This is a genomic window from Enterobacter sp. AG326 (assembly GCF_004362415.1).
Taxonomy (GTDB): domain Bacteria; phylum Pseudomonadota; class Gammaproteobacteria; order Enterobacterales; family Enterobacteriaceae; genus Enterobacter; species Enterobacter asburiae.
In genome coordinates this window covers 136,910-148,298 of sequence record NZ_SNXG01000007.1, presented here as the reverse complement: position 1 = coordinate 148,298, position 11,389 = coordinate 136,910, and the positions used below count along the sequence as shown (strand labels likewise).

12 protein-coding genes are annotated in these 11,389 nt (G+C 57.8%); 8 read left to right on the top strand and 4 right to left on the bottom strand.

The window, feature by feature from the left end; translation table 11 throughout:
- Window positions 1–50 precede the first annotated feature (50 nt).
- The 3 genes from malM to ubiA all read left to right on the top strand — a co-directional run bounded on the left by malM (window position 51) and on the right by ubiA (window position 2,564).
- Window positions 51–1,004 (top strand): maltose operon protein MalM, encoded by a 954-nt coding sequence (gene malM / locus DFO52_RS19050; RefSeq protein WP_023334135.1) that lies wholly within the window; start codon window positions 51–53, stop codon window positions 1,002–1,004.
- A gap of 180 nt (window positions 1,005–1,184) precedes the next feature.
- Entirely contained in the window at window positions 1,185–1,682 is a 498-nt protein-coding gene (gene ubiC, locus DFO52_RS19045) for a chorismate lyase (RefSeq protein WP_023334136.1), read from the top strand.
- A 12-nt stretch (window positions 1,683–1,694) separates the two neighbouring features.
- On the top strand, window positions 1,695–2,564 hold the full coding sequence (gene ubiA, locus DFO52_RS19040) for a 4-hydroxybenzoate octaprenyltransferase (protein WP_133550987.1): 870 nt from the start codon (window positions 1,695–1,697) through the stop codon (window positions 2,562–2,564).
- Window positions 2,565–2,651: 87 nt separating this feature from the next.
- On the opposite strand, the gene zntA is transcribed toward ubiA, so the two are convergent.
- Together zntA and DFO52_RS19030 are read right to left on the bottom strand one after the other, a co-directional pair.
- Window positions 2,652–4,823 (bottom strand): Zn(II)/Cd(II)/Pb(II) translocating P-type ATPase ZntA, encoded by a 2,172-nt coding sequence (gene zntA / locus DFO52_RS19035; RefSeq protein WP_133550986.1) that lies wholly within the window; start codon window positions 4,821–4,823, stop codon window positions 2,652–2,654.
- A 76-nt stretch (window positions 4,824–4,899) separates the two neighbouring features.
- Window positions 4,900–5,526 carry a lysoplasmalogenase gene (locus DFO52_RS19030; RefSeq protein ID WP_029741976.1) on the bottom strand — a complete coding sequence of 209 codons (627 nt, stop codon included), beginning with the start codon at window positions 5,524–5,526 and terminating at the stop codon, window positions 4,900–4,902.
- A gap of 129 nt (window positions 5,527–5,655) precedes the next feature.
- Here DFO52_RS19030 and DFO52_RS19025 point away from each other — a divergent pair, with 129 nt between their 5' ends.
- The gene (locus DFO52_RS19025; RefSeq protein WP_133550985.1) at window positions 5,656–6,012 is read left to right on the top strand and encodes a DUF2500 domain-containing protein; all 357 of its coding nucleotides are present in this window, start codon (window positions 5,656–5,658) and stop codon (window positions 6,010–6,012) included.
- A gap of 54 nt (window positions 6,013–6,066) precedes the next feature.
- On the opposite strand, the gene DFO52_RS19020 is transcribed toward DFO52_RS19025, so the two are convergent.
- Together DFO52_RS19020 and rsmD are read right to left on the bottom strand one after the other, a co-directional pair.
- Window positions 6,067–6,348 (bottom strand): DUF1145 family protein, encoded by a 282-nt coding sequence (locus tag DFO52_RS19020; protein WP_010436509.1) that lies wholly within the window; start codon window positions 6,346–6,348, stop codon window positions 6,067–6,069.
- Complete coding sequence (gene rsmD / locus DFO52_RS19015) at window positions 6,332–6,934, bottom strand: 16S rRNA (guanine(966)-N(2))-methyltransferase (RefSeq protein ID WP_029741819.1); 603 nt, start codon at window positions 6,932–6,934, stop codon at window positions 6,332–6,334. The genes DFO52_RS19020 and rsmD overlap by 17 nt, the downstream gene beginning before the upstream one ends.
- Window positions 6,935–7,061: 127 nt before the next feature.
- Between rsmD and ftsY the strand changes: the two genes are divergently transcribed.
- The 4 genes from ftsY to rpoH all read left to right on the top strand — a co-directional run bounded on the left by ftsY (window position 7,062) and on the right by rpoH (window position 11,347).
- Window positions 7,062–8,522, top strand: coding sequence for a signal recognition particle-docking protein FtsY (gene ftsY / locus DFO52_RS19010; RefSeq protein WP_133550984.1), 1,461 nt, complete (start codon window positions 7,062–7,064; stop codon window positions 8,520–8,522).
- A gap of 2 nt (window positions 8,523–8,524) precedes the next feature.
- The gene (gene ftsE, locus DFO52_RS19005; RefSeq protein WP_023310016.1) at window positions 8,525–9,196 is read left to right on the top strand and encodes a cell division ATP-binding protein FtsE; all 672 of its coding nucleotides are present in this window, start codon (window positions 8,525–8,527) and stop codon (window positions 9,194–9,196) included.
- On the top strand, window positions 9,183–10,238 hold the full coding sequence (gene ftsX, locus DFO52_RS19000) for a permease-like cell division protein FtsX (RefSeq protein WP_029741817.1): 1,056 nt from the start codon (window positions 9,183–9,185) through the stop codon (window positions 10,236–10,238). The genes ftsE and ftsX overlap by 14 nt, the downstream gene beginning before the upstream one ends.
- Before the next feature lie 251 nt (window positions 10,239–10,489).
- Complete coding sequence (gene rpoH / locus DFO52_RS18995) at window positions 10,490–11,347, top strand: RNA polymerase sigma factor RpoH (RefSeq protein WP_023334143.1); 858 nt, start codon at window positions 10,490–10,492, stop codon at window positions 11,345–11,347.
- The last annotated feature ends 42 nt before the right edge of the window (window positions 11,348–11,389 follow it).

Genomic DNA, 11,389 nt, shown 5'->3' with positions numbered 1-11,389 from the left:
CGCGCTATTGCCTGGCCACCGCAGTGCTCACGCTATCAGAGGTAATAACAATGAAAATGAAGAAAAGTCTCGTCGCGCTGTGCCTCTCTGCGGGGCTGATGGCCTGTGTTCCGGCGGTCTCCTTTGCGGACGTGAATTTCGTGCCACAAAATACCAGCGCTGCGCCGGCTATCCCGGCGGCGGCCCTCCAGCAGCTGACATGGACGCCAGTTGATCAATCCAAAACCCAGTCGACACAGCTTTCTACGGGCGGCCAGCAGCTGAACGTGCCGGGTATCACCGGGCCGGTTGCCGCCTACAGCGTGCCGGCTAACATTGGTGAGCTAACCCTGACGCTGACCAGCGAAGTGAACAAGCAAACCAGCGTTTTTGCACCGAACGTTCTGATTCTGGATCAGAATCTGACGCCGTCTGCTTTCTTCCCAAGCGAGTACTTTAGTTATCAGGAGCCTGGCGTCATGAGCGCCGACCGTCTGGAAGGCAAAATGCGCCTGACGCCAGCGTTGGGACAGCAGAAGATTTATGTTCTGGTTTTCACGACTGAAAAAGATCTACAGCAGACCACTAAGCTTATCGATCCGGCAAAAGCCTACGCCAAAGGAACGGGTAACTCTGTTCCGGATATCCCCGATCCGTTAGCGCGCCACGTCACCGACGGCCTGCTTAAACTGAAAGTCTCAACGAACAATGCGTCCAGCGTGCTGGTCGGCCCGCTGTTTGGCTCCTCCGGCACCGGCCCTGTCACTGTAGGTAACACTGCTGCTCCTGCCTATACCGCGCCAGCTGCTACGGCAGCCGCACCGGTGGCGACCGCCGCGCCAGCCCCGGCGAAGAAAGCCGAGCCGGTACTGAACGACACCGAAGAGTACTTCAACAACGCCATTAAGCAGGCGGTGAAGCGCGGCGATGTCGATAAAGCGCTAAAACTGCTTGATGAAGCCGAACGTTTAGGTTCAACCACTGCCCGTTCCACCTTTATCAGCAGTGTAAAAGGCAAGGGGTAACCGTTTCCCCACAGTGCTGATTTGTTAGTAGTTTGGTGCGCCTGAGTGGGCGCACTTTTTTTCGTAGCCGCCAGGCTGTTGCGCCCATGTTGCGATCGTGATCGTTAAATAACGTTTGGCCCCCCTCAATCCGTGTTTCTGCGATACAATGCCATTACGTTATGTATCGGAGAGTCTGGCATGTCACACCCTGCGCTAACGCAACTGCGTGCGCTGCGCTATTTCGACCAAATACCTGCGCTTGATCCGCAGCAACTGGACTGGCTGTTGCTGGAAGATTCCATGACGAAACGTTTTGAGCAACAGGGTAAAACGGTCACGGTGACCCTGATTCAGGAAGGGTTTGTCTCTGGCGATGAGATCGCCAGCGAGCTACCGCTGCTGCCGCAAGAGCCACGTTACTGGCTGCGCGAAATTTTACTCTGTGCTGACGGTGAGCCGTGGCTTGCCGGGCGGACGGTGGTGCCCGAGTCCACCCTTTCCGGGCCAGAACTGGCGCTGCAGCGTCTGGGGAAAACGCCGCTGGGGCGTTACCTTTTCACCTCGTCTGAGCTTACCCGGGATTTTATTGAGATTGGTCGTGATGCCGAACTCTGGGGGCGTCGTTCCCGCCTTCGCCTGAGCGGCAAGCCGTTAATTCTGACGGAGCTTTTTTTACCGGCATCACCGTTGTACTAAGAGGAAGAAAAAATGGAGTGGAGCCTGACGCAGAATAAGCTGTTGGCGTATCACCGCTTAATGCGTACCGATAAACCCATTGGCGCGTTACTGCTATTGTGGCCGACCCTGTGGGCGCTGTGGCTCGCCACGCCGGGCGTGCCGCCGCTGTGGATCCTGGCCGTGTTCGTTGCCGGCGTCTGGCTGATGCGCGCGGCGGGCTGCGTGGTGAATGACTATGCCGATCGTAAATTCGACGGTCATGTTAAGCGTACTGCTGGTCGTCCGTTACCCAGCGGGCAGGTCACCGGGAAAGAAGCCCGCGTGCTGTTCATTGTTCTGGTGCTGCTCTCTTTCCTGCTGGTGTTAACCCTCAACACCATGACCATTCTGCTTTCCGTTGCGGCGCTGGCGTTGGCCTGGGTGTATCCGTTTATGAAGCGCTATACCCACCTGCCTCAGGTGGTGCTGGGCGCGGCGTTTGGCTGGTCGATTCCGATGGCGTTTGCGGCGGTTAGTGAGTCCTTACCGCTCAGCTGCTGGCTGATGTTCCTGGCGAACATTCTCTGGGCCGTGGCGTATGACACGCAATACGCGATGGTAGATCGCGACGATGACCTGAAGATTGGCATCAAATCCACCGCCATCCTCTTTGGTCGTCAGGACAAGCTGATTATCGGTATCCTGCAGGTCGCGGTACTGGCGCTTATGGTCGCGATCGGTCGCCTGAACGGGCTGAACTGGGAGTTTTACTGGTCAGTACTGGTGGCGGGACTGCTGTTTGCGTACCAGCAAAAGCTGATTGCTAAGCGTGAGCGCGACGCATGCTTTAAAGCGTTTATGAACAACAACTACGTCGGTCTGGTGCTGTTTTTAGGCCTGGCGATGAGCTATTTCGTATAAAAAAAGCCGGGTGGCGGCTTCGCCTTACCCGGCCTACGATTTAGCAAGATATTGAGGCCCGGTAAGCGTTAGCGCCACCGGGCTTTTTTATCGGCGACGCAGCAGCCGGAGCGCGTTCGCCGTCACCAGCACCGTTGCCCCGGTATCCGCCAGCACCGCCAGCCACAGTCCGGTCATGCCGAGCAGGGTCGTCACGAGGAAAATCCCTTTCAGACCGAGCGCGATACCGATGTTCTGACGGATATTGGCCCGCGTCGCCCGCGCCAGGCTAATCATCTGCGCCAGCCCGGTCAGGCGGTTGTGCGTCAATGCCGCGTCGGCCGTTTCCAGCGCCACGTCGGTCCCGCTGCCCATCGCAATACCAATGGTGGACGCTTTCATCGCCGGGGCGTCGTTAATCCCGTCACCGACCATTGCCAGCGGCCCGCGAGCGTTCAGTTCCGTCACGGCGCTGACCTTATCCGCAGGCAACAATCCGGCTTTAAACTCCAGCCCCAGCTCACCGGCAATCGCTGCCGCCGCGCGAGGGTTATCACCGGTGAGAATAACGCCCTGTACGCCCAGCTTGTGCAGCGCCGCCACGGCTTCTTTTGCGTCATCGCGCAGGGTATCGCGCAGCGCCAGCATCCCTTTCGCGACGCCGTCCTGCAGGACGGTCACGACGGTTTGTCCGGTCTGTTCTAACGCCTCAACCTCTGGACTGGAAGACTTGCCTGCCGCGACAATCAGCACCTTTTTACCGTCAACGGTGGCCTCAATCCCTGACCCGACCAGCGCCCGCTGGGCGGTTGCCGGAGGGATGTTCAGCCCGCGCGACTGCGCTTCTCGCACAATCGCCTGCGCCAGCGGGTGAGTGGACCCCTGTTCAACGGCGGCGGCCAGCGTAAGCAGCTCATCTTCACTGGTTTCCTGCGGATATACGCCGGTCACCTGCGGCTTGCCGACGGTTAACGTACCGGTTTTATCGAAGGCGATATGCTGAACCTGGCTCAGCTGTTCCAGCGCCGCGCCGCCCTTAATCAGCGCGCCGCGACGTGCCGCTGCCGCCAGACCTGAGGTAATCGCCGCCGGGGTGGAAATCACCAGCGCGCACGGGCAGCCAATCAGCAGCAGCGTCAGCCCTTTATAAATCCAGCCCTCCCACGGCGCGCCAAAGAACAGCGGCGGGACGACGGTGACCAGCAGGGCAACCAGCATGATGGCAGGGGTATAAATACGGCTGAAGCGATCGATAAAGCGTTCGACCGGCGCGCGGCGCTCCTCTGCCTCTTCAATCAGCTTCAGGATACGGTCGATGGCGCTGTCGCCCGGCTCGGAAAGCACGGTGAGCTGCACCAGACGGTCGACGCTGGTGGCACCAGCAGGCACTTTTTCACCCGCGGCACGCTCTACCGGAATGGATTCCCCGGTCAGGGCGCTTTCATCAAAGCTCGCGGTGGTGGTAAGCAGCGCGCCGTCTGCGGGCAGACGGCCCCCTGCTGCCACTTCAATCACGTCTCCCGGGCGCAGCGTAGTGATGGCGACCGTTTCACGCGTGCCGTTTATCACGCGAGTGGCGGTTTCCGGCTTCAGCGCCATCAGCGCGCTGACCCCTTTACGCGCCCGGCTCGCCGCCCAGCCCTCAAGGCGTTCGCCGATTAAGAACAGCAGCAGCACCATCGCCGCTTCCGCCGTCGCGCCAATGAACAGCGCGCCGATTGCCGCCACGCTCATCAGCGTTTCGATGGCAAACCAGCTGCCGCTTTTCATCAGGCGCAGCGCCTGACGGGCAATCGGGAACAGGCCGACCAGCGTGGTGGCGATAAACGCCAGATTGCCGAACGGATGGTTAATCTGCTCCAGACCCCAGCTCAGGGCCATCATGATGATGAGGGTAATGAGCGGCAGGTTTTCTTTCAGTGAGGAGGCTTTTTCAACGGGCGCCGTTTCGCTGCGCAGGGTATAGCCCGCCTTGCTGACGGCGGCTTCAACCTGTTTGCTGACGTCGTTATCGGCGCTGACCAGCAGCTTTTCGGTGGCAAACAGCACCTGAACGTGGCTCACGCCCGGCACCTGCTTGACGGCGTTTTCCACCTTGCGGGCGCAGGCCGCGCAGTCCATGCCGTTGACGACCCAGCTGAAGCGGTTCCCGCTTTCAGGAAGGGGTTGAGTTGGCGTTTCGCACGCGCCTTCGCAGCAGCAGTCGTCTTTCGACGGAGCCGGGCTGAGCTTAAGTGCCGAGAATTGAGGTACTTTTTTAGGTATTTCTGGAGTCGACATGGCAGTCTCCGGCAATGATAATTTTCTCATTAACCGCAGCATACACTCTGGAGTCGACTCCAGAGTCAAGCGCTATTTAGATATACAGCGAACGCACAATCAGGAAATGCCCGGCAAAGTAACACGCGGAGGCAATCGCGTTATCCGCCCGGAAGCGGCGGCGATAGTGGCTGCCCAGCCAGACGACATTCCCGATCAGCAGCAGCGCGGCACCGAAGAACGCGGACATCGCCGGAGCGGTCGGACGGAAGAACCACAGCTCGCCCGCCAGCCACACCATCACCAGCGTCATGGCGATAAAGGTACAGACCGGCAAACGCATCTCTTCCAGACGCGACCAGATCACCGCAATCAGCAGCGCGCCAATCACCAGCAGCACCAGCGGCAGCGGCCAGAAGAAGGAGAGCGTCATCTGGCTGGCAAAGTAGATGGTATAGAGCAGATGCGACAGGAAGAACGCCCCAACGGCGTACAGCAGGCGCTGGCGCGGGAGCAGGGTTAAGGCATCGCCAATCAGGGATGCACACAGCCCGGCGAGCACCAGATAGCTGACGGCGTTGAACATCGGCGCTTGCCATGCCAGCAGCAGCAGGAGCAACAGCGTGACCGGTTTAAACAACCAGCGCTGCCAGGTGGGACCGCGATACGACGCATCGACATAAAGCCATGCGGAAAAACAGACAGCGATAAATGACCAAAGCATATTAACTCCCTGTATCTGTTAAGTCTGAATAATCAGTTTCTGATCCAGTGTAGTGACGCGGGCGGGCGTTTGGCAATGGCGGGGGAGGCAAGGTATCCTGAATTCCGCAAAATCTGATGGGATTGTCGAATGAGCAAGATGCCGCTTTTTTTCATTATCGTGGTGGCGATTATCGTCATTGCCGCCTCGTTCCGTTTCGTGCAGCAGCGCCGCGAGAAGGCGGATAACGATGCCGCGCCGCTGATGCAAAAGCGCGTGGAGGTGACCAACAAACGCGAGAAACCGCTCAACGACCGCCGCTCGCGCCAGCAGCAGGTGACACCTGCGGGCACAGCAATGCGCTATGAAGCGAGCTTTAGGCCGGAAACGGGCGGCCTGGAGATGACCTTCCGCCTGGAGGCGCAGCAGTACCATCAGCTGACGGTGGGGGAGAAAGGGACGTTGAGCTACAAAGGGACGCGGTTTGAGGGGTTCAGGACGGAATAATGCACGAACGGTCCCCTCTCCCTGTGGGAGAGGGTGAGGGCATCAGGCCGCCCCTTACTTCTTCACCTGCGCCTTAAACTTTTTCATCCACACCAGCAGTTCAAACACGCCGAAAATAAACACGCGCAGCTGCTGCCAGCCCGTCATCTGTGGGCCGTCTTTCGGCAGGCCGTTTTTCAGCATCACCATCTGCAGGGCGTGCATAAACGACGTGAAAATCAGCGCCACGTTAACGAAAATGTTCATCGGGCGCGGGAACGGGTGCACAAGATTTAAAATCAAAAATGCCCAGACGCCCAGCATCAGCAAACGTCCCAGGTTAATCAGTACCGGCATCGGAGCCTCCTTGTGCCTGACGGTGATAAAGACGGTAAGCGACCTGGCCGGCGACCTTTTCGCGGTGCAGATCCCAGTGAGTGGGAACCGGCGGCAGACCGTTTTCCACTTCGCTTTCAACGTAAATTAGCGCGTCATCCGCCAGCCAGCCGTTTTGCTCCAGCAGGGATAACGTCTCTTCCAGCAGCCCCTTGCGGAACGGCGGATCGACAAACACCACGTTATGCGGCGTGCCTTGCTGCGCAAGAAAACTCAGCGTGTTGGTGTTCACGACTTTGGCGTTGCTCGCCTTCAGCGTCGCCAGATTTTGCTGCAGCGTCTGCGCAACGCCGCGCTCCATCTCCAGCAGCGTGGCGCTGGCGGCATAGCGCGACAGCGCTTCAAGCCCGAGCGCGCCGCTTCCGGCGAAGCAGTCCAGGCAGTGGGCGTCTACCATTGACGGGGCCAGCCAGTTAAACAGCGTCTCGCGCACGCGATCGGTAGTAGGGCGTAAACCGGGGCTGTCCGGCACCGGTAATTTCCGGCCTCGCCACTGACCGCCGATAATACGAATTTGACCGGCCGGGGCGCGGTTGGGTTTCTTCATCTCAGGAAAGCTCTGTTAACAATTGGCCTGCGATTGCGGGCGGTGATGTCAATTAAGTAAAGTGTTAGACTATTTCATCATTTTTTTAGCTTCCATGTATATAGCGCCGCGAGGAGTGTAGTCGCAGATGGCAAAACAAAAAAAACGTGGCTTCTTTTCCTGGCTGGGCTTCGGTGAAAAAGAGCAAGAAACAGAACAGAAAACCGAAGAGCAACAAGCCGTTGAAGAGCAGTCACAGCCTGAAACGCCTGTAGAAACCGCCGCGGTTGTCGAAGCGGAAGAAACGGCGCACAGCAAAGAAGAGATTGAATCCTTTGCAGAAGAGGTGGTTGAGGTCACTGAACAGGTTCAGGAGAGCGAGAAGCCAGAACCGGTTGTCATCGACGCCGTTGCCGAAGCGCCGCAGGCCGTAATCGAGCACGAAGAGCTGCCGCTGCCGGAAGAGGTGAAAGCCGAAGAGGTGTCTGCCGAAGAGTGGCAGGCCGAAGCGGAAACAGTTGAAATCGTTGAGGCGGTGGAAGAAGAAGCGGCACTCGAGCCAGAGCTGACCGACGAAGAGCTGGAAGCCCAGGCGCTGGCGGCGGAAGCCGCGGAAGAGGCGGTCATCGTCGTGCCGGTGGAAGAACAGCCGGAAGAAGAGATCGTTCAGGAGCAGGAAAAACCGACCAAAGAAGGTTTCTTCGCGCGCCTGAAGCGCAGCCTGCTCAAAACCAAAGAAAACTTAGGATCCGGATTTATCAGTCTGTTCCGCGGCAAGAAGATCGACGACGATCTCTTTGAAGAGCTGGAAGAACAGCTGCTGATTGCGGACGTCGGCGTGGAAACCACCCGTAAGATCATCGCCAATCTGACCGAAGGGGCGAGCCGCAAACAGCTGCGCGACGCCGAAGCGCTGTACGGTCTGCTGAAAGACGAGATGGGTGAAATTCTCGCAAAAGTTGACGAACCGCTTAATATTGAAGGCAAAACGCCATTTGTTATTCTGATGGTTGGTGTGAACGGCGTGGGTAAAACCACCACCATCGGCAAGCTGGCGCGTCAGTTCGAGCAGCAGGGCAAATCGGTGATGCTGGCGGCGGGCGATACCTTCCGTGCGGCGGCGGTTGAGCAGCTGCAGGTTTGGGGCCAGCGCAACAACATTCCGGTGATTGCCCAGCATACCGGCGCTGACTCCGCGTCCGTGATCTTCGATGCCATCCAGGCGGCGAAGGCGCGCAACGTGGACGTGCTGATTGCCGATACCGCAGGGCGTTTGCAGAACAAATCGCACCTGATGGAAGAGTTGAAGAAAATCGTCCGCGTCATGAAGAAGCTGGACGAAGACGCGCCGCATGAAATTATGCTGACCATTGATGCCAGCACCGGACAGAACGCCATCAGCCAGGCGAAGCTGTTCAATGAAGCGGTAGGACTGACGGGGATCGCGCTGACCAAGCTGGACGGCACCGCGAAAGGCGGGGTGATCTTCTCCGTGGCCGATCAGTTCGGCATTCCTATCCGCTACATCGGTGTGGGCGAGCGTATTGAGGATTTGCGTCCGTTTAAGGCGGACGACTTTATTGAGGCATTATTTGCCCGAGAGGACTAACAATGATTCGCTTTGAACACGTCAGCAAGGCCTATCTCGGTGGGAGACAAGCGCTGCAGGGGGTGACATTCCACCTGCAGCCGGGCGAGATGGCATTCCTGACCGGCCATTCCGGCGCGGGGAAAAGTACCCTGCTCAAGCTTATCTGTGGGATCGAGCGGCCAAGCGCCGGGAAAATCTTTTTCGGCGGCCATGAGATCAGCCGCCTGAAAAACCGCGAAGTGCCGTTCCTGCGTCGTCAGATCGGCATGATTTTCCAGGATCACCACCTGCTGATGGATCGCACCGTTTTCGATAACGTGGCCATTCCGCTGATTATTGCCGGCGCCAGCTATGACGATATCCGCCGTCGCGTTTCTGCGGCGCTGGATAAGGTCGGGCTGCTGGACAAAGCGAAGAACTTCCCGATCCAGCTGTCCGGCGGTGAGCAGCAGCGCGTGGGCATCGCCCGTGCGGTGGTGAACAAGCCTGCCGTACTGCTGGCGGATGAACCAACCGGTAACCTGGACGATGCCCTGTCCGAAGGGATTTTGCGTCTGTTTGAGGAATTCAACCGCGTAGGGGTCACGGTATTGATGGCGACGCACGACATCGGGCTCATTTCCCGTCGTTCGTACCGCATGCTGACCCTGAGCGACGGGCATTTGCACGGAGGCCACGGTGAACAAGCGTGATGCAATGAACCAGATTCGGCAGTTCGGGAACCGGTTTGATCGTTTCCGTAAGCCGCAGGGCGGTGGTGACGGCAATCGTAATGCGCCGAAGCGCCAGAAGGCCGCGCCAAAACCGGCCTCCCGTAAAACCAACGTGTTTAACGAGCAGGTGCGCTACGCCTTCCACGGCGCGCTGCAGGACCTGAAAAGCAAACCGCTGGCGACGTTCCTGACGGTGATGGTGATCGCCATCTCCCTGACGCTGCCAAGCGTCTGCTACATGGTCTATAAAAACGTCAACCAGGCGGCTTCACAGTATTATCCGTCGCCGCAGATCACGGTCTATATGGATAAAGCGCTCGACGATAACGCCGCGGCGCAGGTGGTTGGGCAAATCCAGGCCGAGCAGGGCGTGGAGAAGGTCAACTATCTCTCACGTGAAGACGCGCTGGGCGAGTTCCGTAACTGGTCTGGCTTTGGCGGCGCGCTGGATATGCTCGAAGAAAACCCGCTGCCCGCCGTGGCGGTGGTGATCCCGAAGCTGGATTTCCAGGGGACCGATTCGCTTAACACCCTGCGCGATCGCATCACGCGCATTAAGGGCATTGATGAAGTGCGCATGGACGACAGCTGGTTTGCGCGCCTTGCTGCCTTGACCGGGCTGGTAGGACGCGTCGCGGCGATGATTGGCGTGCTGATGGTGGCGGCGGTCTTCCTCGTCATCGGTAACAGCGTGCGCCTGAGCATTTTCGCCCGTCGCGATACCATCAACGTGCAGAAACTGATTGGTGCGACGGATGGCTTCATCCTCCGACCGTTCCTTTACGGCGGCGCATTGCTCGGTTTTTCCGGCGCATTTCTTTCACTGATATTGTCAGAAATTTTGGTGATGCGGCTTTCTTCTGCCGTGACTGAAGTGGCGCAGGTTTTTGGAACGAAGTTTGATATCAGTGGCTTAGGGTTCGATGAGTGTCTGTTACTGCTGCTGGTTTGCTCGATGATTGGGTGGGTGGCTGCCTGGCTGGCAACCGTTCAACATTTACGTCACTTTACTCCCGACTAATAAAAGCGTGATATAATCTTTCCCTGCACCGAGATGTTCGCTCTGCAGGGAAAGCGTCCCTGTTGTCGCTCCCCCTGTTATCATTTCCATGTCACATTTTGTGCGTAATTTATTCACCGTTGCACCTGGAACTTGTGGATAAAATCACTGTCTGATAAAAGAGTGAATGCTAATCTCGTTGCTCAAACGCTTTGGCATGGTTGTTGCCTGACGGGGACGACCTGGACCAGAAGAAACATTGAGAGGAATGAATGACCAAAGAAATGCAAACTTTAGCTTTAGCCCCTGTTGGTAACCTGGAATCTTATATCCGGGCTGCGAACACCTGGCCGATGTTAACGGCCGAGGAAGAAAAGGAGCTTGCTGAAAAGCTGCATTACCAGGGCGATCTGGAAGCAGCTAAGACGCTGATCCTGTCTCACCTGCGCTTTGTTGTTCACGTTGCTCGTAACTATGCGGGCTATGGCCTGCCGCAGGCGGACTTGATTCAGGAAGGTAACATCGGCCTGATGAAGGCTGTGCGTCGCTTTAACCCGGAAGTGGGTGTGCGACTGGTCTCCTTCGCCGTGCACTGGATCAAAGCAGAAATTCATGAATACGTGCTGCGCAACTGGCGTATCGTGAAAGTCGCCACGACAAAAGCGCAGCGTAAACTGTTCTTCAACCTGCGTAAAGCCAAGCAGCGTCTGGGCTGGTTCAATCAGGATGAAGTGGAAATGGTGGCGCGCGAGCTGGGCGTAACCAGCAAAGACGTGCGTGAGATGGAATCCCGTATGGCCGCGCAGGACATGACCTTTGATATGTCCTCCGACGACGACGCATCTGACAGCCAGCCGATGGCGCCGGTTCTGTATCTGCAGGATAAAACCTCTAACTTTGCTGATGGCATCGAAGAGGATAACTGGGAAGATCAGGCTGCGAACAAGCTGACCCATGCGATGGAAGGCCTCGACGAGCGTAGCCAGGATATTATCCGCGCCCGCTGGCTGGACGAAGACAACAAGTCCACGCTGCAGGAGCTGGCCGACCGCTACGGCGTTTCTGCGGAACGTGTCCGTCAGCTTGAAAAGAACGCCATGAAAAAACTTCGCGCCGCTATCGAAGCGTAATTTTCGCGAAGTACACCGAGACCCCTGGATGAAAGTCCGGGG